The 23670-nt window shown below is 63.7% G+C and carries 23 protein-coding genes; 15 read left to right on the top strand and 8 right to left on the bottom strand.

Translation table 11 applies throughout. The annotated features are described in order from the left end of the window. Window positions 1-133 precede the first annotated feature (133 nt). The 3 genes from hpaE to HX786_RS26965 are packed head-to-tail and all read right to left on the bottom strand — an operon-like array spanning window position 134 to window position 3032. Window positions 134-1594 (bottom strand): 5-carboxymethyl-2-hydroxymuconate semialdehyde dehydrogenase, encoded by a 1461-nt coding sequence (gene hpaE, locus HX786_RS26975; protein ID WP_134326177.1) that lies wholly within the window; start codon window positions 1592-1594, stop codon window positions 134-136. Window positions 1595-1599: 5 nt separating this feature from the next. After that, window positions 1600-2370, bottom strand: coding sequence for a fumarylacetoacetate hydrolase family protein (locus tag HX786_RS26970; protein ID WP_178912848.1), 771 nt, complete (start codon window positions 2368-2370; stop codon window positions 1600-1602). Next, window positions 2367-3032, bottom strand: a complete 666-nt coding sequence (locus HX786_RS26965; RefSeq protein ID WP_178912847.1) for a fumarylacetoacetate hydrolase family protein — start codon at window positions 3030-3032, stop codon at window positions 2367-2369. Before HX786_RS26965 ends, HX786_RS26970 begins: the two co-directional genes overlap by 4 nt. A 143-nt stretch (window positions 3033-3175) precedes the next feature. Here HX786_RS26965 and hpaA point away from each other — a divergent pair, with 143 nt between their 5' ends. Beyond that, window positions 3176-4078: a 4-hydroxyphenylacetate catabolism regulatory protein HpaA gene (gene hpaA / locus HX786_RS26960; RefSeq protein ID WP_178912846.1), complete on the top strand. Its 903-nt coding sequence runs from the start codon at window positions 3176-3178 to the stop codon at window positions 4076-4078. 11 nt (window positions 4079-4089) lie between these two features. Here hpaA and HX786_RS26955 read toward each other — a convergent pair whose 3' ends face one another. Next, window positions 4090-5346 (bottom strand): OprD family porin, encoded by a 1257-nt coding sequence (locus tag HX786_RS26955; RefSeq protein WP_178912845.1) that lies wholly within the window; start codon window positions 5344-5346, stop codon window positions 4090-4092. A gap of 212 nt (window positions 5347-5558) precedes the next feature. Here HX786_RS26955 and hpaR point away from each other — a divergent pair, with 212 nt between their 5' ends. The 13 genes from hpaR (at window position 5559) to gspD (ending at window position 18633) form a co-directional block, all read left to right on the top strand. Continuing rightward, window positions 5559-5981, top strand: coding sequence for a homoprotocatechuate degradation operon regulator HpaR (gene hpaR / locus HX786_RS26950; RefSeq protein ID WP_008437189.1), 423 nt, complete (start codon window positions 5559-5561; stop codon window positions 5979-5981). A gap of 88 nt (window positions 5982-6069) precedes the next feature. Continuing rightward, window positions 6070-8460 carry a TonB-dependent receptor gene (locus HX786_RS26945; protein ID WP_178912844.1) on the top strand — a complete coding sequence of 797 codons (2391 nt, stop codon included), beginning with the start codon at window positions 6070-6072 and terminating at the stop codon, window positions 8458-8460. Between the two features lie 371 nt (window positions 8461-8831). Further along, on the top strand, window positions 8832-10526 hold the full coding sequence (gene gspE, locus HX786_RS26940) for a type II secretion system ATPase GspE (RefSeq protein ID WP_003209908.1): 1695 nt from the start codon (window positions 8832-8834) through the stop codon (window positions 10524-10526). Beyond that, entirely contained in the window at window positions 10523-11725 is a 1203-nt protein-coding gene (gspF, locus tag HX786_RS26935; RefSeq protein ID WP_178912843.1) for a type II secretion system inner membrane protein GspF, read from the top strand. Before gspE ends, gspF begins: the two co-directional genes overlap by 4 nt. Before the next feature lie 20 nt (window positions 11726-11745). Then, window positions 11746-12171, top strand: coding sequence for a type II secretion system major pseudopilin GspG (gspG, locus tag HX786_RS26930; RefSeq protein WP_003209911.1), 426 nt, complete (start codon window positions 11746-11748; stop codon window positions 12169-12171). Beyond that, the gene (locus HX786_RS26925) at window positions 12171-12602 is read left to right on the top strand and encodes a type II secretion system protein (RefSeq protein WP_003209913.1); all 432 of its coding nucleotides are present in this window, start codon (window positions 12171-12173) and stop codon (window positions 12600-12602) included. The genes gspG and HX786_RS26925 overlap by 1 nt, the downstream gene beginning before the upstream one ends. After that, window positions 12599-12967, top strand: coding sequence for a type II secretion system protein (locus HX786_RS26920; protein WP_008437204.1), 369 nt, complete (start codon window positions 12599-12601; stop codon window positions 12965-12967). The genes HX786_RS26925 and HX786_RS26920 overlap by 4 nt, the downstream gene beginning before the upstream one ends. Then, a complete protein-coding gene (locus HX786_RS26915; RefSeq protein WP_177022130.1) occupies window positions 12964-13581 on the top strand; it encodes a prepilin-type N-terminal cleavage/methylation domain-containing protein in 618 nt (205 codons plus the stop codon). Before HX786_RS26920 ends, HX786_RS26915 begins: the two co-directional genes overlap by 4 nt. Beyond that, window positions 13578-14300, top strand: a complete 723-nt coding sequence (locus tag HX786_RS26910) for a general secretion pathway protein GspK (protein WP_178912842.1) — start codon at window positions 13578-13580, stop codon at window positions 14298-14300. Before HX786_RS26915 ends, HX786_RS26910 begins: the two co-directional genes overlap by 4 nt. Next, window positions 14297-15337 carry a PilN domain-containing protein gene (locus HX786_RS26905; protein ID WP_178912841.1) on the top strand — a complete coding sequence of 347 codons (1041 nt, stop codon included), beginning with the start codon at window positions 14297-14299 and terminating at the stop codon, window positions 15335-15337. Before HX786_RS26910 ends, HX786_RS26905 begins: the two co-directional genes overlap by 4 nt. Next, a complete protein-coding gene (gene gspM / locus HX786_RS26900; protein ID WP_023659000.1) occupies window positions 15312-15923 on the top strand; it encodes a type II secretion system protein GspM in 612 nt (203 codons plus the stop codon). Before HX786_RS26905 ends, gspM begins: the two co-directional genes overlap by 26 nt. Beyond that, window positions 15920-16444 carry a general secretion pathway protein GspN gene (locus HX786_RS26895; protein ID WP_178912840.1) on the top strand — a complete coding sequence of 175 codons (525 nt, stop codon included), beginning with the start codon at window positions 15920-15922 and terminating at the stop codon, window positions 16442-16444. The genes gspM and HX786_RS26895 overlap by 4 nt, the downstream gene beginning before the upstream one ends. Continuing rightward, window positions 16441-18633: a type II secretion system secretin GspD gene (gene gspD, locus HX786_RS26890; RefSeq protein WP_178912839.1), complete on the top strand. Its 2193-nt coding sequence runs from the start codon at window positions 16441-16443 to the stop codon at window positions 18631-18633. The genes HX786_RS26895 and gspD overlap by 4 nt, the downstream gene beginning before the upstream one ends. Window positions 18634-18641: 8 nt before the next feature. Here gspD and HX786_RS26885 read toward each other — a convergent pair whose 3' ends face one another. The 4 genes from HX786_RS26885 to HX786_RS26870 form a co-directional block, all read right to left on the bottom strand. After that, window positions 18642-19304: an RraA family protein gene (locus HX786_RS26885; protein WP_003209925.1), complete on the bottom strand. Its 663-nt coding sequence runs from the start codon at window positions 19302-19304 to the stop codon at window positions 18642-18644. Window positions 19305-19330: 26 nt separating this feature from the next. Then, window positions 19331-20668, bottom strand: coding sequence for an MFS transporter (locus tag HX786_RS26880; protein ID WP_256735330.1), 1338 nt, complete (start codon window positions 20666-20668; stop codon window positions 19331-19333). 103 nt (window positions 20669-20771) lie between these two features. After that, a complete protein-coding gene (locus tag HX786_RS26875) occupies window positions 20772-21995 on the bottom strand; it encodes a pyridoxal phosphate-dependent aminotransferase (protein WP_178912838.1) in 1224 nt (407 codons plus the stop codon). Beyond that, window positions 21992-22648 carry an RraA family protein gene (locus HX786_RS26870; RefSeq protein ID WP_178912837.1) on the bottom strand — a complete coding sequence of 219 codons (657 nt, stop codon included), beginning with the start codon at window positions 22646-22648 and terminating at the stop codon, window positions 21992-21994. Before HX786_RS26870 ends, HX786_RS26875 begins: the two co-directional genes overlap by 4 nt. A 104-nt stretch (window positions 22649-22752) precedes the next feature. Between HX786_RS26870 and HX786_RS26865 the strand changes: the two genes are divergently transcribed. After that, window positions 22753-23637: a LysR family transcriptional regulator gene (locus HX786_RS26865; RefSeq protein ID WP_134326192.1), complete on the top strand. Its 885-nt coding sequence runs from the start codon at window positions 22753-22755 to the stop codon at window positions 23635-23637. Window positions 23638-23670 lie beyond the last annotated feature (33 nt).

The following is a 23670-nucleotide window of genomic DNA, read 5'->3' as shown; positions in this document are numbered from 1 at the left end:
TATTTATTCTTTTGTAGGAGCGAGCTTGCTCGCGAAAAACGTCAACGATAACGCAGCACTTCTGTTAGCCCGCGGCGCCTGCGGGTTCTTCGCGAGCAAGCTCGCTCCTACAGGTAGCGTTGTTATATCCGGGTTACACACCCCAGCGCGGGATGTGATGACTGCCCATGGAAATGCACACGTTCTTGATCTCGGCAAACACTTCGAAGCTGTACTGGCCGCCTTCACGGCCGGTGCCGGAACCTTTTACCCCACCAAACGGCTGGCGCAAGTCCCGCACGTTCTGGCTGTTGATGAACACCATGCCGGCTTCGATGCCGTAGGCCAGACGATGCGCCTTGCCGATGTCCTGGGTCCAGATATAGGACGCCAGGCCGTACTCGGTGTCGTTGGCCAGTTGCAGCGCCTCGGCTTCGTCCTTGAACGGGATCAGGCACACCACCGGGCCAAAGATTTCTTCCTGGGCGATGCGCATGTTGTTGTGCACATCGGCAAACACCGTTGGCTGGATAAACTGCCCACGGCTCAAGTGCGCCGGCAGGTTGGCCGGGCGTTCCAGGCCGCCGGCCAGCAGGGTGGCGCCTTCTTCGAGGCCAATCCTGATGTAGCCGGTGACCTTGTCGTAGTGGGCCTGGGTGATCATCGAGCCGACCTGGGTCTTCGGGTCCTGCGGGTCGCCGACGATCAGGCGTTTGGCGCGGGCGGCAAATTCGGCGACGAACTGCGGGTACACGCTCTCCTGAATGAAGATCCGGCTGCCAGCGGTGCAGCGCTCACCGTTGAGCGAGAAGATGGTGAACAGTGCCGCGTCGAGGGCGCGGTCCAGGTCGGCGTCTTCAAAGATCAGCACCGGCGACTTGCCGCCCAGTTCCATGGAGTACTTTTTCAGCCCGGCGGTCTGCATGATTTTCTTGCCGGTGGCGGTACCGCCGGTGAAGGAAATCGCCCGCACGTCCGGGTGGCGCACCAGCGCATCACCGGCGGTGGCGCCGTAGCCCTGGATTACGTTCAGCACGCCGTTGGGGATCCCGGCTTCGACCGCCAGGCGCCCCAGTTCATTGGCCGTCAGCGGCGACAGCTCGGACATCTTCAGCACCGCGGTATTGCCCAGCGCCAGGCACGGCGCAGTCTTCCAGGTGGCGGTCATGAACGGCACGTTCCATGGCGACACCAACGCACACACACCCACCGGCTGGTAAAGCGTGTAGTTGAGCATCTGGTCGTCCACCGGGTAACTGTGGCCGTCCATGCGGGTGCAGACTTCGGCGAAGAAATCGAAGTTGTGGGACGCCCGGGGAATCAGCACGTTCCTGGTCTGGTGGATCGGCAGGCCGGTGTCGAGGGTTTCCAGCTCGGCCAGGTGCGGCACGTTCTGTTCGATCAGCTCACCGAGCTTGCGCATCAAGCGGGCCCGTTCCTTGGCTGGCGTTCCCGCCCACTTCGGAAAGGCTTCCTTGGCTGCTGCAACGGCCTGCGCCACTTCCTCGGCACCGCCGCTGGCCACTTCACCGATGGCTTCGCCGGTGGCCGGGTTGTAGTTGATGAAGGTGTCTTTGCTCTCGACCTCACGGCCGTTGATCCAGTGTTTGATCATATTGCTCAAGCCTCTTTACGGGCGGCGAAAAAGTCCGCCTCGCTGACAATTCGATTGACCAGGCGGCCTACGCCTTCCACTTCCACGACCACTTCATCCCCCGGCACCACATCCGCCAGGCCTTCCGGGGTGCCGGTGGCGATCATGTCGCCGGGCTGCAGAGTCATGAAGCTGGACAGGTATTCGATCAAATACGGGATGTCGAAAATCATGTCTTTCGTGCTGCCTTCCTGGCGCAGTTCACCGTTGATCCAGGTGCGCAGCTTCAGGTTGCTCGGGTCCGGTACGTCGGCGACATCCACGATCCATGGGCCCACAGGCGTGGTGGCGTCGCGGTTTTTCACCCGCAGGTTGGGGCGGTAGTAGTTTTCCAGGTAGTCGCGGATCGCGTAGTCGTTGCACACCGTGTAGCCGGCCAGATACTCCAGGGCGCTCTCGCGCTTGACGTTGCGCGCAGGCTTGCCGATGACCGCCACCAGTTCGCACTCGTAGTGCATGTAGGCGACGTTGTCCGGGCGCCAGGTCACCTGGTTGTGGCCGGTGTAGGTGCCGGGGGACTTGATGAACGCCAGCGGTTCGGTCGGTGGCTTGAAGGCCAGTTCGGCGGCGTGGTCGGCGTAGTTCAGGCCGAGGGCAAACATGCTGCCGGTGGCCGGTGGCAGCCATTCGACCTGGTCTTCAGCCAGCAGGCGACCGTCGGCCAGGCGCACGGCGTTTTCAGCTTCTACCAGCACCTGGTGGGCTTCACCTTCAAAGCGAATACGGGCGTGTTTCATGACAGCTCCTCTGCCTTGATGTGGTTGACCAGGCGGCCCAGGCCGCTGATCTCGACTTCAACCGTGTCGCCGGGTTGCACATCCACCCGGCCTTCGGGGGTGCCGGTGATCAGCACGTCGCCTTCGTGCAGGGTCATGAACTCGCTGATCTCGGCGATTAACTGCGGCAGGCTGCGCACGAAGTTGGCGGTGGAGTTTTGCTGGCGCAGTTCACCGTTGACGAACAGCTTCACGCTCAATTGATGCGGATTGGCGACCTGGTCGCGGGCCACCAGTTCCGGGCCCAATGCGCAGAAACCGTCCTGGCACTTGGCTTTCACCGCCGGGCGGTAGTAGCTGTCTTCCGGCAGGCTGAACTCATTGACGATGGTGTAGCCCGCCACATGCTCCAGGGCATTTTCGACGCTGACCCGGCTGGCGCTCTTGCCAATCACCACCCCGAGTGCCGGGCCCGGTTGCAGGCGTTCACCTTGCGGGTGCAGCACCACGCCATCGTGGCCGTTGCGGGTATTGGGCGTCTTGATGAACAGCACCGGCTTCACCGGTGGCTTCTGGTAAGGCGCTTGTTCGAATTCGGCGAGACGTTGGTTCAGCAACCCCTGGTAGTTCAGCGCAACGCCGAACAGGGTGCCGTTCGCAACATCATGCAGGGCACGGCTCATGCTTTTCTCCTGGCAGTGGCGGGGCAGATTCGGACCTGCACCGTGGGAAATTCGTTAACGTGTTAACGTTATAATTAAGATGTTAACTATCGTCAAGCGTGGCAATATTTCAGGGCAGTCAAAACAACAAAGAGAATGCAGTGATGAGCGATCGTCAGCCGATCCCCAACATCAACATCGGGCAGGTCTACGACCAGCGTTACAGCGATGCCGAGGTGCACTACGACCGGCTCGGCAACCTGGCGGGATTTTTTGGCCGCAACATGCAGGTGCATCGCCATGACCGGTTTTTCCAGGTGCATTACGTCAAGACCGGCGCGGTGCGGGTCTACCTGGACGACCAGCAGTACCTCGAATCCGGGCCGATGTTTTTCCTCACGCCGCCGACGGTGGCGCATTCCTTCGTCACCGAAGCCGACGCCGACGGCCATGTGCTGACCGTGCGCCAGCAACTGGTGTGGGCCTTGATTGACGCCGACCCCAGCCTGGCCCCCGGCGCACAATTGCCGGCGGCCTGCGTGGCGTTGGCGCGGCTGGCACCGGAGTTTCAGCCCGAGGTGCGCCGCCTGGAATTCCTGTTTGATGAGCTGTGCAGCGAGATCAACGCCCAGGCCAGCGGACGCGGTTCGGCCCTGGACAGCCTGACGCGGCTGATCATGATCAGCCTGCTCAGGCTCTGCGCCAATTCCCTGGAAGCCCGCCCTGCACGTCACGAAGACCTGCGGATTTTTCACCGCTTCAACGAACTGATCGAAGACCACTACCTGCAACACTGGCCGCTGTCGCGTTACGCCGACGGTATCGGCGTCACTGAAGCGCGGCTCAACGAGGTGTGCCGACGCATCGCCGATCTGCCGTCCAAGCGCCTGATTCTGGAGCGGCTGATGCAGGAGGCCCGGCGCCTGCTGCTGTTCACCGGCAGTTCGGCGAATGAAATCTGCTACCAGCTGGGGTTCAAGGACCCGGCGTATTTCAGCCGGTTCTTCCAGCGCTACGCGCAAATGACGCCGGGGGAATACCGCCAGCGTCAATCGGGGTTGCGTTGAGGCGCCCGGCGTTACCACAGGGCCACGGTGTAGCCGATGATCACCCGGCTTTCGTCGATGTCGCTGGTCAGGCCGTTGCTTGAGCGCAGGGTCGCATTGCGCAGGCGCACGTTGACGTTCTTCAGCGGGCCGCTCTGCACGGTGTAGACCAGGTCGGTGTCGCGCTCCCATTCGCGGCCGTTGCGCACCGTGGCGGTTTGCGCATGGCTGCCGTCGACGTAGCGGGTCATGAAGGTCAGGCCCGGCAGGCCGAGGGCGGCGAAGTTGTAGTCGTAGCGCGCCTGCCAGGCATCGGTGTTGGCCTTGGTGAAGATATTGATGGTCACCAGGTTGACCGAATACGGATCTTGCCCCGGGAAGGCAAAGTCGCCGTCACCGGAAAGGTTCTGGAAGCCCAGGCCGAATTTGTGTGCGCCCACCGACAAACTGAACATGCCGTTGAAAAAGCGGTTGTCGATCCGCCCGCCGTCGACCCGCGAAGCGCTGCGCAGCAGGGCGCTGCCTTGCTCGCGGGTGTCGAAGTAGCGCAGGTCGGTGCGCAGGTTCACGCCTTCGGCCAGCGGCAGGTCATGCACCAGGCCGATGAAATTCTGGCGGTAGATGTCCTGCATCTGCGCGTAGTAATAGGTCGCGACCAGGTGCGGGTTGATCGCGTAGGTGCCGCCGGCGAGGTCCAGGTGGCTGCTGTTGACGCCGCCGTAGCTCATGGACTCGTTGTTGGAGGAGTCCCGCAGGTTCTGTTTTTCCAGGCGGCCGACGTTCAGGGTCAGGCCGTCGATGTCCTGGGAGGTCACCAGTTCACCGTTGTAGGTCGACGGCAACAGCCGCGTGTCGTTATAGGCGGCCACCGGCAACAGCGGTTGCAGGGTGCCGAGCTTGAGCACGGTTTTCGACACGCGCAATTTGGCGGTCAGGCCGAGTTCGCTGTAGCTGTCGGCCGGCTCGCCGCTGGCGCCAGACGGCAACAGCCCGGTGCCCCGGCGGTCGCGGCTGGAGTCGAGCTTCAGGCCCATTTCACCCAGGGCGTCCACGCCAAACCCGACCACGCCTTCGGTGTAGCCCGACTCCAGGCGCAGCACAAAACCTTGCGCCCATTCGTCTGCCTTGTTCTGCGGCGCGTTGGCCTGGCGAAAGTCGCGGTTCATGTAGAAATTGCGCAGGTCCAGGCTGGCCTTGCTGTCCTGGATGAAGTCGGCGTGGGCGACCAGAGGGCTAAACGCGGCGCACAGGCCAGCGCTTGCCGCCGTGCGAAAGAGGCACGAATGCATGAGGGGCGTTCCTTTTGTTGTTTTTGTTGGTAGAGCCCGCCACCAGGGCAGGGGCGGGCATATTGTTAACATGTTATCTTTAAGCTGAATAGCTGGATTAACAGGTTTTTATGAATTCGTTTCGAAATTAACGACTTGCTGCGTGCGTCGGGTTGCGCACGCGGGACACCGACTCTAAGCTTCGTCGCTTCGACCTCTATTGCGCGTGAACCATGCCCACCCCCAGACCGTCCCTTACGCTCACCTTGCTCCAGGCCCGCGAAGCGACCATGGCGTTCTTCCGGCCGTTGCTCAATGAACATGACCTGACCGAACAGCAGTGGCGGGTGATCCGCATCCTGCGCCAGCAAGGCGAACTCGAAAGCCACCAACTGGCGCACCTCGCCTGCATCCTCAAGCCGAGCATGACCGGCGTACTGGGGCGGCTGGAGCGTGACGGCATCGTGCGCCGGCGCAAATCCGCCGAAGACCAGCGCCGGGTGTTCGTCGCCCTGACCGAACAGGGCCAGCAGTGTTTCGTCGACATGAGCGCCGGGATGGAAAGCAATTACCTGAAGATTCAGGAGCAGTTCGGCGAGGAATCCCTGGAGCAATTGATGGAGCTGCTCCAGAAGCTCAAAGGCATCAAACCGTAATAATCAAAAAATAGTGGCTGAAGCCTGTCCCTTTTTTTCACGTGACTGGTCATTCCAGGTAAGTGAACAAAATCGAGAGCTTCTTCCAATGCCCGCAATACGCCCGTTGCTGAACCTCAGCCTCATGCTGAGCCTGAGTGCCAGCCCGTTGTTCGTTCCCATCAGCTATGCCGAAGACGGTGCGTCCCGGCGCAGCTACCAGGTGCCGGCCGGCAGCCTGAGCGCCGCGCTGACCCGTTTCGCCGGGCTGGCCGGGGTCAACCTCTCGGTGGACCCGGCGCTGGTCAGTGGCCGCAACAGCAGCGGATTGTCCGGCGAATACGGCGTCGAAGAAGGTTTCGCGCGCCTGCTCCAGGGCTCCGGCCTGCAACTGCAGCCCATGGGCGAGCAGGCCTATAGGCTGACCCCGGTTCCCGAAGGCGGCAGCCTGCAACTGGCGCCCACCTCGATTCTCGGCACCACCGGCGATGCCGACAGCGAGTCTTTCGCCGGTGGCCAGGTGGCGCGCCGTGGCTCCCAGGGCCTGCTGGGCTCGAAGGACTTCATGGATACTCCGTTCAGCATGACCACCTACACCAGCGCGGCGGTCAAGAACCAACAGGCGCGTACCCTTGGCGACCTGATTGCCAGCGACCCCTCGGTGCGCGCCACCAACCCGGCCGGCGGGCGCTATGAGCAATTCACCATTCGCGGCTTCAGCCTGTTCAACAGTGATGTCGCCTACAACGGCCTCTATGGCGTATTGCCGACCTACACCATCGACATGGAAATGGCCGAGCGCGTCGACATCATCAAAGGCCCCAGCCAGTTGATCAACGGCATCTCGCCACGGGGCAGCGTGGGCGGCGGGATCAACGTGGTGCCCAAGCGTGCCACCGACACACCCATCACCTCGCTCACCGGCAGTTGGGCCTCCGACAGCCAGGCGGGCGGAGCCGTGGATATCGGCCGGCGTTTTGGTGAAGACAACCAGTTCGGCCTGCGTTTCAACGGCGTGAAACAGTCCGGCGACACCGCCTGGGATCACCAGAGTGTCGACCGCGAAATGGCCGTGCTGGGCCTGGATTTTCGCGGTGAACGCCTGCGACTCTCCACCGACATCGGCCGCACCGAGCGCGATACCGACGCCCCCCAGGAACGTGTGCAAGTCGGGCCCAAAGCCAGGGTGCCGAGTGCCAACGACGTACGCCACAACTACGCGCAGCCCTGGAGCAAGGCAAGCACCAACGACACCTTCGGCACGGTCAACGGCGAGTTTGATCTCAGCGACAACCTAATGCTCTACGGCGGCGTCGGTGCGCGCAAAAGCAACCATGACTTCCTGCGCCATGCAGTGTCGGTGGCCAACAACGCCGGTGATTTCAGCGTGCAGCCCCGCGACTTCACCCGCGATGAAAACGTGCGCACCGCCACGGCGGGCGTGCGCAACTGGTTCCATACCGGCCCGGTGAGCCATGAGGTCAACCTGGCGGCCAGCTACTTCTACATGGACTTCGAAAACGGCGGCGCGCGATATGCGCAGGGTTCAAGCAATATCTACAACCCTGTTGAAACCCCCGCGCCTGGCCGGCCAACGCGATTTGACTCGAAGGTCTACACCGAAAACCGTTTCAGCGGTGTGGCGTTGTCCGACACCCTGGGTTTTTTCGACGACCGGTTGCTGCTGACCCTCGGTGCGCGCTGGCAGCGGGTCAAGGTCGACGACTGGACCGATGACGTCAAAGGCGACACCGCCTACGACGAGGAAAAAATTTCACCGTCCGGCGGCATCCTGTTCAAGGCCACCGACAAGCTCTCGTTGTACGCCAACTACATGGAAGGCCTGAGCCAGGGCAAGGTCGCGCCGTCGGCGTCGGTCAACGATGACGAAATCTTCCCACCGTTCATCAGCCGTCAGGTCGAAGTCGGCGCCAAGTACGACGCCGGTGCGTTCGCGGTGACGGCCGCTGTATTCCGGATCAAGCAGCCGGCCTACGAGACCAACGCCACCACGCTGGTCTTTGGCCCCAATGGCAAGCGCCAGAACGATGGCGTGGAACTCAGCGTGTTCGGCGAGCCGCTCAAGGGCTTCCGCCTGCTGGGCGGGGTGATGTACATCGACAGCGAACTGACCCACACCACCAACGGCACCTACGACGGCAACCGTGCGCCGGCCACGCCCAAGTACAACGTCAACCTGGGCGCGGAGTGGGACGTGCCGACTGTTGAAGGCCTGACCCTGACCAGCCGCGGGATCTATTCCAGCTCGCAGTACCTGGACCAGTCCAACGTCAAGGAAATCGACGCCTGGACGCGGCTTGATGTCGGCGCACGCTACGCCTTCAAGGTCGACGACAAGCACATCACCCTGCGGGCCAATGTCGAGAACGTGGCCAACCGGCGCTACTGGAGTTCGGCCGGTGCCTCGGATGACAGCGAGCCGGGGTTGACCTTGTCGACGCCGCGCACGTATTTGCTGTCGGCGACCGTCGACTTCTAGCGGCAATCGCGCCACAGGGAAGTGGCACTCTTGTGCAGTTCAAAATTAAACGACGAGAAGTTCAATGATTAGTGCTGTTGCAGCGGGCTGGCTATTTGCAATCGTGAACTAAGCATCAATATGTTAGTCGATGTGTTTAACAAGATTTTATGAATTGTGGCGAACTAATGGCCTTGGTCAGTAGTTCTAAAAGGCCATGATTTGCCACGGCTGTCCTGCACATCGCTTGTGTGCAGGGTCTTGATCTTGTTCAAGGCGCCGCTGGGACTAGTTGTTGTTTCTGCACCCTTGGAAACAGCCTCTTCAACTAGTTGTTCAGAATGGTGCAGATGTCTCAACCGATACCGTCAATGCCCATCGATGCATGCCGAATGCAGATTCCGGATGCCGAACAAGTGTGCGCGTGGCTGATGCGAAAAGCCGGTCTGAAAACCGTCGACCTGGAACGTGCTCGACGGTTATCCCAGGAATCCGACGACCCCGAACTGCTCGGCCTGCTGACGCGCCTGGGGCTGGTTTCCGAAGTGGAACTGGCGCGGGCCTGGGCCGATTTGCTCGGCGCGCCGTTGCTGCTGGCCGATGCCGCACCGCCCGTGCTCGACCCGCTGCCGGCGCTGACCGAACGCTTCATGCGCCATTACCAGGTGGTGCCGGTAGGCTGGAGCCACGGTGGTGTGCGGGTGTTGGCGGCCAACCCGGCGCTGCTGTATCCGTTCCAGGCCCTGGCGTACGCGTGCGGCGTGCCGGTGTGGCTGGCGGTCGGGCCGCGCAACGAAGTCGAAACCCTGATCGAGCGTTACTACGGCCAGGGCCGTTCCGCCATGGGCACCCTGATCGAAAACCTCGATGAACAGGGCGGCGCCCTGGAAGACATCGAACACCTCAAGGACATGGCCTCCGAAGCCCCGGTGATTCGCCTGGTCAACCTGATCCTGCAACGGGCCGTGGAGCACCGCGCCTCGGACATCCATATCGAACCCTTCGAAAACCAGCTCAAGGTGCGCTACCGCATCGACGGTGTGCTGCATGAAGCGGAAGCGCCGCCGGCGAGTTCCTCGGCGGCGGTGATTTCCCGGGTCAAGATCATGGCGCGCCTCGACATCGCCGAGCGCCGCCTGCCGCAGGACGGCCGGATCATGTTGCGCATCCAGGGCAAGGAACTGGACCTGCGGGTATCCACGGTGCCCACCAGTTTTGGCGAGTCGGTGGTGATGCGCCTGCTGGACCGCCAGACCGTGCAGTTCGATTTCCAGAGCCTGGGCTTTGACGGCCAGCGCCTGGAAACCTTCCTTGAAGTGCTCGAACGACCCCACGGCATCCTGCTGGTCACCGGGCCCACCGGCTCGGGTAAAACCACCACGCTCTATACCGCGTTGTCGCGGCTCAATACCGCCGAGCGCAAGATCATCACCGTCGAAGATCCGGTGGAATACCAACTGGAAGGCATCAACCAGATCCAGGTCAAGCCGGCCATTGGGCTGGATTTCGCCGGGGCGCTGCGCTCCATCGTGCGCCAGGACCCGGACGTGATCATGATCGGTGAAATCCGCGACCTCGAAACCTGCCGCATCGCCATCCAGTCCTCCCTGACCGGCCACCTGGTGCTCTCGACCCTGCACACCAACAGTGCCGCAGCAAGTATCACGCGCCTGCTGGACATGGGGGTGGAGAGCTACCTGATCGCCTCGACCGTCAATGGCATCCTCGCGCAGCGCCTGGTGCGCCGCCTCGACCCGGCGACCCGTGAGGCGTTTGAAGCACCGCCGGAGTTGATCGAGGAACACGGCCTCGACCGCTTCACCGAGCAGCGCCCGATCCTGCTTTACCGGCCTCGCGCCAACGCCGCCGGCGGCGGTTACCACGGCCGCAGTGCAATCACCGAATTGCTGGTGATGAATGACGAACTGCGCAGCTTGTTGATGCGCCAGGCCGACGCCGCGACCCTCGAACAGGCCGCCCGCCGTGGTGGCTTACGCACCCTGCATGAAGAAGGCCTGCGCCAGGCGGTGGCCGGTGTCACATCCCTTGAAGAAGTGTTGCGCGTCACCCGTGGAGAGGGCGCGTGAGCCTGTTCAAATACCGCGCCCTGGACAGCCAGGGCGTCGCGCAGAACGGCACCCTCGAAGCGAAGGACCAGGCCGCCGCCGTCGCTGCGCTGCACAAGCGTGGCCTGCTGCTGTTGCACATCGATGCCGCCGGTGCCCAAGGGCTGCGCAATGCCTTCGGGCGCGGCCAGTTGAATGGCGCGGCGCTGGTCAGTTTTACCCAGCAACTGGCCACCCTGCTGGGCGCGGGCCAACCGTTGGAACGCTCGCTGGGCATCCTGCTCAAGCAGCCCGGCCAGCCGCAGACCCGAGCGCTGATCGAACGTATCCGCGAGCACGTCAAGGCCGGCAAGCCATTGTCGGCAGCGCTGGAAGAGGAGGGCAGCCAGTTTTCGCCGCTGTACCTGAGCATGGTGCGTGCCGGTGAGGCGGGCGGTGCGCTGGAGAACACCCTGCGCCAACTCAGTGACTACCTGGAACGCAGCCAGTTATTGAGAGGCGAGGTGATCAACGCGCTGATCTATCCCGCCTTCCTGGTGGTGGGCGTGCTCGGTTCCCTGGCGCTGTTGCTGGCTTACGTGGTGCCGCAGTTCGTGCCGATCTTCAAGGATCTGGGCGTGCCGATTCCGTTGATCACCGAAGTGATCCTGGGCCTTGGGCACTTCCTCGGCGCCTATGGCCTGGCGGTTTTTGCCGGGTTGATCGTGACGGTCTGGGCCCTGGCGGCACGCCTGCGCAACCCACGACACCGCGAGCAGTACGACCGGCGCGTGCTGGGTATCCGCGTTATCGGCCCGCTGTTGCAGCGGGTCGAAGCCGCACGCCTGGCACGCACCCTCGGCACCTTGCTGAGCAACGGCGTGGCGCTGCTGCAAGCGCTGGTGATCGCCCGCCAGGTCTGCACCAACCGTGCCTTGCAGGCACAAGTGGCCCAGGCCGCCGAGTCAGTGAAAGGCGGCGGCACCCTGGCCAGTGCATTTGGCAGCCAACCGCTGCTGCCGGACCTGGCCCTGCAAATGATTGAAGTCGGCGAACAGGCCGGTGAACTGGACAGCATGCTGCTCAAGGTCGCCGACGTGTTCGACGTCGAAGCCAAGCGCGGCATCGACCGCCTGCTCGCCGCCCTGGTGCCGTCCCTGACGGTGGTCATGGCGGTGCTGGTGGCGGTGATCATGCTGGCGATCATGCTGCCGCTGATGAGCCTGACCAGCAATATATGAAGACCCAAGGAAGCAAGCCGATGCGCCATACCCGTTTCAAACCCGCCCGCCGCCAAGGCGGTTTCACCTTGCTGGAAATGCTCGCGGTGATCGTGTTGCTGGGCATCGTCGCGACCATCGTGGTGCGCCAGGTGGGCGGCAACGTCGACAAGGGCAAATACGGCGCGGGCAAGGCGCAACTGGCCAGCCTGAGCATGAAGATCGAGAGCTACGGCCTGGATGTCGGCTCGCCACCCAAGACCCTCCAGCAATTGGTCGACAAGCCCGGCAACACCGCCGGCTGGGCCGGGCCGTACGCCAAGCCCTCAGACCTCAAGGACCCGTTCGGCCATGCCTTCGGCTATCGCTTCCCCGGTGAACATGGCGCCTTCGACCTGATCTTCTACGGTCAGGACGGCCAGCCCGGCGGCGAAGGCTACAGCGCCGACTTGGGCAACTGGGAATAATGCCGGCCCTCCAACGCGGCTTTACCCTGCTGGAGATGCTGGTGGTGATCGTGTTGATCAGCATCGCGGCCGGGTTGGTGGGATTTGGCCTGCAACAAGGCCTGCGGGTAGCGAAAGAGCGCCAGGTGGTCGGGCAGATGGTGGATGCCCTGCGCAGCACACGGGCACGGGCGATTGTCAGCGGCAGGTCGGCCAAGACCGTCTTCGACTTGGCCCGGCTGAGCTTTCAGGCGCCGGGGCAACCCATCAAGCACTGGCCGGCCGATCTGCAAGTGACCCTGCACACCGCCGAACACGCAGGCGCTGCGGTGGAGTTTTACCCCGACGGCAGCTCTACCGGCGGCAACCTGTTATTGGCCAATGGCACGCGACGCTGGCGCATCGACGTCGGCTGGCTGACCGGCAGCGTGCAGTCCAGGGCATTGCCATGAAGCGTCAGTCGGGTTTCACCTTGCTGGAAATGCTCGCAGCGCTGACCCTCATGGCGATCTGCAGCACGGTGTTGCTGGTCGCGTTCGGCCAAAGCGCGCGCTCGTTGTTGCAGGTGGCCCACAGCGACCGCCTGACCCATACCGCCTTGAGCGTGATGGATCAGGAGGCGTCGGGGCCCCTGGCCAGTGGCGTGCGCGAGGGCGAGCTGGACGGCATTGCCTGGCAACTGCGCGTCGCCCAGCAGCCCACCCGCATCGGTCAGCCACATTTGTTTCGCCTCGATCTCAGCGTCAGCGAAGGTCCGCGCCGCGCAAATTTCAGTACCTTGAAACTGCGCGCCAGCCGCGACGGGAGCCTCCAGTGAAGCAGCAGCGGGGCTTCACGTTGCTCGAAATCATGATCGTGCTCAGCCTGCTGGGCGTGTTGTTGGCCCTGGTGGGCGGCGCGCTCCTGGGAGCCAACCGTGCAGTACTCAAGGCGCAGCGCTACACCGTCAGCCTGGATGAAAGTCGCGCCGCGCAACAGTTCCTGCGCACCTCCATCAGCGAAGCATTGCCCCTCGACGTGACCGAGGACGACAGCCAGACCAACGGCTTTTTTGTCGGCGCTCCCCAGCGCCTGCAATTCGTCGCGACCTTGCCGGGCGTGCTCGGCGGCGGTATCCAGCGTTTCACCTTGCAGTTGACCGAGCGCGAGTTGCAGGTGGCGTTCGCACGGTTTGAGTCCAATGCCCAAGTGAGCGTGCCGGCCACCCGCAGCGAACCGCAGGTGTTGCTGAAGAACGTCGAGGATCTGCAATTCAGCTATCGCGGCCTGTCGCCCAAGGGCCAGGCCACCGGTTGGATCAGTGACTGGCCGTGGACCAAACGCCTGCCTTATGCGGTACGCATTGCAGCACAAGTCAACGGACCGGTGCCGTGGGTCACCCAAGTGGTTGCCCTGCGGCTGAACCTCTCCAGCGGAGCATCAGGCGAATGAAGCGTCAGCGCGGCGTTGCATTGCTGCTGGTGCTGTGGGTACTGGCGTTGCTCAGCTTGCTGCTGGGCGGCCTGGCCGGTTGGGTACAACTGGAAAGCCGCCAGGCCCTGTGGCATCGCCAGCATACCCAGGCGCTGCTGGCGGCGGAGGCGGGCGTGGCGTTGGCCATGCAGGCCCTGGCCGACCCGCTGCAACGCAAGCAATGGATCGCCGACGGCCGCGAAATGCCCCTGGTATTTGATGACGCACAGCTTCACGTGAGCCTGCACAGCGAGCGCGGCAAGCTGTATTTGAACAGCGCCGAGGCCGCTGACTTTACCCGCCTGGCCCTGGCGTGCGGCGCCACCCAGACCCAGGCCAGCCGGCTCGCCAGGGACCTGGAAATGCGGCGCAACGCAGGCCTGGCGCCGTTCCGCGTGGTGGAGGAAGTGCGGCAATTGCCCGGCATGACCCAGGCGCTGTACAGCCGGCTGGCCCCGCAAATCAGTTTGTGGAGCGGCCTGGACCGGCCCGATCCCGCTTTCGCCAGCCCATTGATGCGCCAGGCGCTGAACCTGCCCCGGCAGAGCGCAGTAGGGGCCGACCCCGGTGACGTGCTGGTGATCGACAGCCGCGCACAACGCCCCGGCGGTTACCACGCCCGGTTACGAGCCACGGTTTTATTGAGCCCATCGGAGGGAAGCGCACAACCTTATCGGGTGCTGCGTTGGCAAGAATGAATCCATACCGTTCGGCGCCAGTGGCGCGCCTTCAACAGCTGGCCGAACCGCTCACCCGGCGCTGGCGCGGCAGCTTGCTGCAAGTGGGCTGGCGCCTGTGGCTCAAGGAGCTGCGTGGCTGCCTGCCGGCGTGGCTGTCGGTCCGTGACATCCCCGAGCACCGCTACCACTGGCCGTTGACCGGGCCGGTGGCAAAACCTGCCGACGAGGTGCGCCAGGTGCTGGTGCTCGCGCCCTCGGCGGTGTTGCTGCAAACCCTGCAACTGCCCCTGGCGGCCGCGCGCAACCTGTCGACGGTGGTGGGTTATGAGCTGGACCGCTTTACCCCGTTCGAAGCTGAACAGTTGTACTTCGTGGCCCGCCAGGAACGGCGCACCGCCACGCATGTGCAAGTGACCCTGGTGGCCATCCTGCGGGAGCGCCTGGATCAAATCCTGTTGGACTGCGCTGCTCTCGGCTTGCAGCCCCATGCGGTGGATGTGGACGGGCCAATGGGCATCGACCTGCTGCCGGCGCCGTTGAGCCCACGCCAGCGGCCGGCCGGGAAGGGCTTGCAACGCAGCCTGCCCTGGCTGTGCGGCGCCTTGCTGATTGCCGCGATGCTGCTGTGGCTCAACGACCGCCAGCGGGTGCTCGACGTCATGCAGGCGCAGGTGCAACAACAGAAAGCCCAGGTCGCCGAGGTCCAGAGCCTGCGTCAGCAACTGCTCAATACCCGTGGCGCCGCGCAGTACCTGATTCGCCGCAAGTCGGCACAACCGCCGTTGGCGGCGTTGCTCAACGAGCTGACCGCCTGCCTGCCCGCCGATACCTGGATCGACCAGTTGGACGTCAACAACGGCGCCGACGTGTCCTTCTCCGGGCAAAGCGCCAAGGCGAGTGCCCTGATCACCCGGATCAAGGCGTGCCACAGCCTGGAAAACCCCCAGTTCGAAGGGGTGATCCAACCCGATGCGCAAACCGGCAAGGATCAGTTTTCCCTGCGCGCCCACTTGCACCAGGAGGCCGCCGATGCGCCGACCACTGACACCCCGTGAGCGTCGCGGCGCCGCCTTGCTGGTCCTGGCGCTGGTGCTGGGCGGCGGTTACTGGCTGCTGATCGACAGCTGGTTCGCCGGGCCATTGCGTGCCATGGGCGAGCAGGCCGAACAGCTGCGCGAACAACAGCAACGCTATGCGGGCCTACTGCACCAGGGCGCCGCCTTGCGTGAGCAACTGGAGCAAGCCCGCCAGGACCCGGCCAGCAGCACCAGCCTGTTGCCGGGGGATGACCCCAGCGCCGTGGCGGCGGACCTGATGCAGCGCATCGCCGACCTGATCAACAGCCGCGCCGGCCTCGGCGGCGGCTGCAGCCTGACCCAGCGCATGCCCATTACTCCGGAGCAGGACGACACCGAGCCCTATCGCCAGGTCAAAGTCAGCCTGACCCTCAACTGCGCCATCGAGCCCCTGACCGCGATCCTGCATGAGCTGGAGTACCAGCGACCGTTCCTGTTCGTGGATGAAATGAGCGTCCGTCGCGGGCCGAATGCCCCCGCCAGCGGCGGTGCCGGAAAGCTGGTGGTGCACCTGTTGGTGCGCGGTTATCTGCAACCGGCAGCCGCCACGCAGGCCCGCCGATGATCAATTCATTGCGCGCCCTCGAGTGGGTGTTGCTCGGTGTGGCCGGGCTGCTGGGCCTGCTGATGGTGGGCATCTTGAGCAGCATCGGCGATGCGCCGCAGTGGTTGGATGAGCCTGCCTCCGCCGCGCGCGCCAATGCTTCGGCCAAGGTTCACGTGGCCCCGAGTGTGACCCTGGAAAGCCTCGCCGGCACCTGGCAAGCGCCGCTGTTCAGCCCCGACCGCAGCCCCGATGCCGCCGTGGGTCAGGCCGAGATTTCCATCCTGTCGAGCCTGAAGCTGACCGGCGTGCTGCTCGACGGCGACCTGCGCGTCGCGCTGCTCAAGCGTGACGAGGGCCCGCCGCTCAAGGTCCACCAAGGCCAGACTCTGCCCAACGGCTGGCGCCTGGAACACCTGACACCGCTGCACGCCCGTTTTGTGCTGGATGGCCGCACGCAAACCCTGAGCCTCAGCGTTCCGCGTTTGCCGCCGCCGTCCACCACACCACCGATTTCCCTTCCTCACGAGTCCGCCCCTTGATCGATACTTCCCCTAGCGCCTTGCGCACCAGCGTGTTTTGCCTGGCCACCGCCGTCGCCTTGGGCGGCTGTGGGTCATTCCCCGATCACCTCGACCCGGACGATGCCTTGCTTCACGAGGCGATGCAGGGCACCGGTTCGCAACGGCCGCCCGTGGACCCGGCCAGCGAGTCGCCTGCGGCCGACAGCCGCCAACCCCAGGCGCCTACGTCGCCCCAGCGCCAGTTGATTCGCGGTAACCAGCAGTTCGTGCGCCAGCCCGCACCGGCGGCGGTCAAGGATGAAGCCAGCGGCGACATCGTGTTCAACTTCGCCGACCAGCCGATTGAGGCGGTGATCAACAGCGTCATGGGCGACCTGCTGCACGAGAACTACAGCATCGCCCAGGGTGTGAAAGGCAACGTAAGCTTCTCCACCTCAAAGCCGGTGAGCAAGCAGCAGGCGCTGTCGATCCTCGAAACCCTGTTGTCCTGGACCGATAACGCGATGATCCGCCAGGGCCAGCGCTACGTGATCCTGCCCGCCAACCAGGCGGTGGCGGGCAAGCTGGTGCCGGAAATGAGCGTGTCGCAACCCTCCAGCGGGCTCTCGGCCCGGCTGTTTCCGCTGCGCTATATCTCGGCCACGGAAATGCAGAAACTGCTCAAGCCGTTCGCCCGGGAAAACGCATTCCTGCTGGTAGACCCGGCGCGCAATGTGTTGAGCCTGGCCGGTACGCCGGACGAGCTGGCCAACTACCAGGACACCATCGACACCTTCGACGTCGATTGGCTCAAGGGGATGTCGGTGGGGGTGTTCGGTTTGCAACGGGCCTCGGTGGCCGAGTTGATGCCCGAGCTGCAAAAAATGTTCGGCCCCGACAGCGGCATGCCTTTGGCGGGCATGGTGCGCTTCCTGCCTATCGAGCGGACCAATTCGGTGGTGGCGATCTCGTCCCAGCCGCAGTACCTCAGCGAAGTTGGCGACTGGATTCACACCATCGATGAGGGCGGCGGCAACGAGCCGCAGATGTACGTCTACGACGTGCGCAACATGAAGGCCACGGACCTCGCCAAATACCTGCGGCAGATCTACGGCACCGGCGCGATCAAGGACGATGCGCCGGCCAAGGTGGCGCCGGGGCTGCGCACGGCGACCTTGTCGTCACTCAACACCAGCGGCGGCACCTCGGGTGGCTTGAACAACAGCAGCAATAGCCCGCCCGTCAGTGACGATGAGGACCAGGCCCCGGCCGCCAGCGAAGACGGTGAAAATGCAGAGCCGGGCGCTGCCAAAAGCCTCGACGCTGGCACCCGGATCACCGCGCAAAAAAGCAGTAACCAGTTGCTGGTACGCACCCGACCGGTGCAGTGGAAGGAGATCGAATCGGCGATCAAGCGCCTCGACAACCCGCCGCTGCAAGTGCAGATCGAGACGCGCATCCTCGAAGTCAAACTCACCGGCGAACTGGACCTAGGGGTGCAATGGTACCTGGGCCGCCTGGCGGGCAACTCCACCAGCACGGTAGCCAATACCCCTGGCAGCCAGGGCGCCCTGGGTGGCGGCGGTGCGGGATTGGGCGCGGATTCGCTGTTCTATTCCTTCGTCAGCTCCAACCTGCAAGTGGCCTTGCACGCCCTGGAAACCAACGGCCGCACCCAGGTGTTGTCGGCACCCTCGCTGGTGGTGATGAACAACCAGCCGGCGCAGATCCAGGTGGGTGACAACATCCCCATCAGCCAGACCACGGTCAACACCGGCAACGCCGACAGCACCTTGAGCAGCGTCGAATACGTGCAGACCGGGGTGATCCTCGACGTGGTGCCGCGGATCAACCCGGGCGGCCTGGTGTACATGGACATCCAGCAACAGGTCAGCGACGCCGAGAACCAAACCACCAACAGCAGCGACACACCCAACAACCCGCGTATCTCCACGCGCTCGGTGTCGACCCAGGTGGCGGTGCAAAGCGGCCAGACCGTGTTGCTCGGCGGGCTGATCAAGCAGGACAACGCCGAGAGCGTCAGCGCCGTGCCGTACCTGGGGAAAATCCCCGGGCTGCGCTGGTTGTTTGGCAACACCAGCAAGTCCAAGGATCGCACCGAACTGATCGTGCTGATCACACCGAGGGTGATTACCAGCAGCAGCCAGTCGCGGCAGGTGACGGATGACTACCGCCAGCAGATGCAGCTGTTGCGACCGGCCAACTGAAGGACCTTTCAGCCCTTGCGTTGCAGGGTGTGATAACCCAGCGCCGCCCGTGCTTCACGCAGGGATTTGCCTTCATCGAGCAGCGCCCGGATACGCGCTTCCACCGCTTCAATCGAGCGTGCACAGGCTGCCACTTCATGGGCGCGCTCGCGCGGCACGATCACCACGCCATTGGCGTCGGCCACCACGATGTCCCGGGCGCACACCCGGGCCTGGCCGATGGACACCGGCTGGTTTACCGCTTCCACTTCAACCCGGTCCTTGCCCGTGCGCATGAACCGGCCCTTGGTGAACAGCGGGTAGCCGTCGCCCAGGGCCTTGCTCACGTCGCGGCACACGCCATCGATCACCGTCGCGGCGATCCGCTGGCTGCCGGCGTACTGGGTCATGATGTCGCCCCACACCGTGCAGTCGGTGCGTCCGTCGTTGTCGATCACCACCACATCGCCTTCGGCCACGTCATCGATAAAGTCGCCTACGGTGCCCGGCGGGGTGCTGGCGCTGACGTAGCGCACGGTGAAGGCCGGGCCGACCACCACCTGGCGATAGTTGTCCAGGGGCATGATTCCCAGGCATTGGCCGGGCAGGCCTAGCTTGTCCAGGGCGTCGGACACGCCCGGGGTGTCCAGGCCGGCAAACAGGGCAACCAATTCTTGGTCTTGGGGTGACATGGATAACTCCTCGTGGTGGTGACAAATCAGGTCGGGTGGCTGGAGGCCGGGCGGGGCTCGGCAATGGTCAGCAAAATGATGAAGCTGATGAACGAGCCGATCGCCAGCCAGGCGAACACGTAGTTCCAGCCGTAGTTGTCCAGCAGCAGGCCGGTGATGAAGGGCGTGGCGGCGGCGCCCAACTGGCCGATCATGTTCACGATGGCGTTGGAGATCGGGAAGGTCTTCTTGGTGGTCAGGCCCATCGGGTAGACCATGTAGGACGAGAAGCCGAGGCTCAGCACCACGCCGGTCAGCATCAGCAGCAAGCCGTAGGGCAGGGGCTCGGCCGGTGAGTTGATCAGCAGGTACATCATCAACGAGGTGCCGACCGCCGACAGCAACATGCCCGGCTTGCGGCGCCCGCCCATCAGGCGGTCCGAGCAGAAACCTCCCAGCAGGTTGCCCAGCACCGCGCCCACCCAGGGCGCTGCCGAGACCAGGCCCATGTTCATGATCGAAAACTGCTTGACGGTCATCAGGTAGGTGGGAATCCACGCCAGCAGCACGCTGGAGACACCGAGCTGGAAGCAGTAGCTGGTGGCGCACCCCCAGATATTCCATGAGGTGAAAACCTGACGGTTGGTTTCCAGGGGCTTTTCATCGCGGGTGCGGATCACCCGGTCGAGCTTTTTCACCCACGCCGGCGTCTTGTGCACACGGGCGGTCTGGGCGATTGCGGTGTCTTCGACGATGTATTGAAGTTCGGCCTGGTTGACGAAGCGGCTGCGGGACGGATGGTCGGTGACCAGGAAGTACCAGACCACCGCCAGCACGATGCCCGGGATCGCAAAGAAGTAGAAAATTTCGCGCCAGCCCCATACCGAAATGATCACGGCACACAGCGGCGGCACGATCACCGGTCCGAACTTCACGGCCGACAGAAAGATCCCCGACGCGGTGCCTTTTTCCCGTGCCGGAAACCAGTTGTTGATGGTGGTGGTCATGCTGATGGGCAGCGGGCCTTCGGCGATGCCCAGGCCCAGGCGATAGAGTTTCAGCGCCAGCAGTGAGCTGGCGGTGCCTACCAGGCCGGTCAGCAACGAGGTCAGCACCATGGCCCACGGCAGGATCCGGCTGACGCCAAAGCGCCCGAAGGCAAAGCCCGACGGCAGTTGTGCCAGGGCGTAAGCCAGCAGGAACAGGCTGACCAGGCCACCGGCCTGGGCGTTGCTCATTGCAAATTCCTGGCGAATGAACGGCAGCGCCACGCCGAGGTTGGCCCGGTCGGCGGCGGCCACGGTGTAGATCAGGAAAATCAGCGCAGCAACCACCCAGCGGTATTGGCTGCGCACAGCGGGTTTTATGACTTCAGGCATAGACATGGGGGCGGACCTTGTTGTTGTGAGTGTTGTCCTGTTCGGCCTTAATCTTAAGAAGGGGCGCACGCCACCATTAGCGATATTTATCTATGTGAACTCATCACTTTTATTCTTCTGCCAGCAAGCTGCTGCAGAAGCCGCGGATTGCCTCGCACGCCTGGCGCAACGACTTGTCATCCAGGGCATAGGCGATGCGGATGTACGGCCCCAGGCCAAAGGCGCTGCCATGCACCACGGCTACATTGGCCTCATCCAGCAGCGCCAGGGCCACGTCTTCATCGCTGCGCAGCAGCCGCCCGCCCGCCGAGGTGCGCCCGATCAGCGCGGCGCATGAGGCGAACGCGTAGAACGCGCCGGCGGGGCTGATGCACGTCAGGCCTGGCGTGTCGTTCAGCAACTGGACCATCAAGTCCCGGCGCGCCTGGAACACCCGGCGGCTGTCGCGGATGAAATCTCTGGGGCCTTCCAGTGCAGCGAGGGCCGCCTGTTGCGAGATCGAACAGGCGCCGGAGGTCTGCTGGCCCTGGAGTTTTTCCATGGCCTCCAGCAGCCAGCGTGGGCCGGTGGCGAAACCGATGCGCCAGCCGGTCATGGCATAGGCCTTGGACACGCCGTTCATGGTCAATGTGCGTGGTGCCAAACGCGGCTCAACCTGGGCCAGGGTATGAAAGGCCTGGCCGTCGAAGATCAGGTGCTCGTAAATGTCATCGGCCAGGATCAGCACCTGCGGGTGGGCCAACAGCACTTCGGCCAGCGCCCGTAGCTCGCCCTCGCTGTACACCGCGCCGGTGGGATTGGACGGTGAATTGAGGATCAGCCAGCGTGTTTGCAGGGTGATTGCAGCAGCCAGGGCCTCTGGTGTCAGCTTGAATCCACTGTTGGCATTGCAAGTGACGATGCGCGCCTCGCCGCCGCACAGTTGCACCATCTCCGGGTAACTGACCCAGTACGGCGCGGGCACGATCACCTCGTCGCCTTCATTGAGTGTGGCTGCCAGGGCGTTGTAGATCACCTGCTTGCCGCCGTTGCACACGAGGGTGTCCTGCCAGGACACGTCCAGGCCGTTTTCGCGCCGGAACTTCGCCGCCACCGCCTCCCGCAGGGCCCGCGCACCGGCCACCTGGGTGTAGCGGGTATGCCCGGTTTCAATGGCCTGGATCGCGGCTTCGCGGATATGCGCCGGGGTGTCGAAATCCGGTTCGCCGGCGCACAGCGAGATAATCTGCGCGCCTTGCGCCCGGCGTTCGGCGACGCGGTCCATGATGCGATAGGTGGCAGACGGTTGTGCGCTGGCCAGGCGCGGGTTCAGCCGCTGGATATCGGTACTCATCGGCTGATCGCCTCAAACTGTGCGTCGTGCATCACCTCGACCACAGAGCGCCCACTGCGCACGGCCTGCACCATGCCGTCCTGGCGGCGGGCAATGCGCTCGCCCAGGTCCAGGACCTTTTCGATCACCGCCTGGGCCACGAATACCGTGCCGCAGGTATCGGCAATCACGTAGTCGTCCTCGCTGACGCTTACGCCAGCAACGCTGAGGGGCACGCCGGCGTCGAGCTGCACCACGCGGTTGCGCGCGCTGATCATGGTCACGCCGCGTCCGTACACCGGATAGCCGATGGCTTCGCTGCCGTCGATATCGCGGCTGAAACCATCAATCACCGTACCGCGTATGTGTTTGCGCAACGCCGCGTTGGCGATGATGTCGCCCCAGCAGGAAATGCCCTCGATACCGCCGGCAATCACCAGCACCCGGTCGTCTGTCGCGACCTGTTCGATCACCGGGGTGATCAAGTGCACGGTCGGGGCGATGTCGGACTTGGGGCCGAGCAGTACGGTACTGGCGCGGCCAACGATCTTCGGGCAGTTCCACAATGGGCGCAGGCCCACGGTGGCGCCGGGCAGGCCGAGGAAGTCGAGGGCGTCGGACACGGTGTTGGTGTCCAGTGCGGCCAGGCGGTCGAGCAAACGGTCAGGGGTCATGGGCAAGCCTCGGGTGACGGAGGCGGCCAGTGTCAGGCAGTGCCTATGATAGGTATATTACGAAGTACAGAAGCCTTGCATACGCTTAACCTATGGATAAGACCATGATTAACTTTCGCCTGATTCGTCACCTCTGGTTGTTCCTGGCCGTGGCTGAAGAGCAGAACTTTGGCCGTGCGGCCAAGCGCCTCGGCATGTCCCAGCCACCGCTGAGCGAGCAGATCCAGGTGCTGGAGCAGGCGCTCAAGGTCAAGCTGTTCGACCGCTCCCGACGGGGGGCCAAGCTGACTCCGGTGGGCGCGGCGATCCTGCCGGCGGTGCGCAAGTTCGCCGAGCAGCTGGAGCGCCTGGAACTCGCCGTGGAAGAAGCGGTGGCGGGGCAGTCGGGGATGTTGACCATCGGCGCGATTTCCACGGCGATGTTTGATGTGCTGCCGGGGTTGATCGAGCAACTGAAGCTTGATTACCCGCAGCTCACGGTGTCGGTGCGGGAAATCGACAGCGTCGAGGCGTTGCCGGCGCTGGAGGCCGGGGATATCGACCTGGCGTTTGCCCGGCTGGATGGTGACCTTGGGGCTTCGGTGCAGTCATTGCCATTGACGGAGGACCGGCTGGTGGTGGCGCTGCCGGCGGATCACCCGTTGGCGAGTCGTACGCGGATCAGTTTGTCGAGCCTGGCGAATGAGCCGTTGGTGATGTTTTCGCGCAACGTCAGTCCGGTGTATTTCGACAATTTGATCGCGACCTGTCGTGCCAGCGGGTTTTCGCCTCGGGTGCTGCATGAAGTGCGGTCGGTGGCTTCGCAGATCGCGTTTGTCAGCTATGGGCAGGGTATTGCGTTGGTGCCGGCGTCGTTGAAGAAGCTGGCGCCGGCCAATGTGGTGTTTCGGGCGTTGAGCCAGAAGCTCAATGTGGTGACCACGGCCGTCGCCTGGAATACCCAGCGGCCGAACCCGGTGGTGGAGGCGGTGATCGCGCGGTTTCGCTAGGGGTTGGGGTTGAGTACATATCCGTTATTTAGG

The organism is Pseudomonas sp. 21615526, assembly GCF_013386245.1.
Classification (GTDB): domain Bacteria; phylum Pseudomonadota; class Gammaproteobacteria; order Pseudomonadales; family Pseudomonadaceae; genus Aquipseudomonas.
This window is presented reverse-complemented; position numbering and strand designations above follow the sequence as displayed.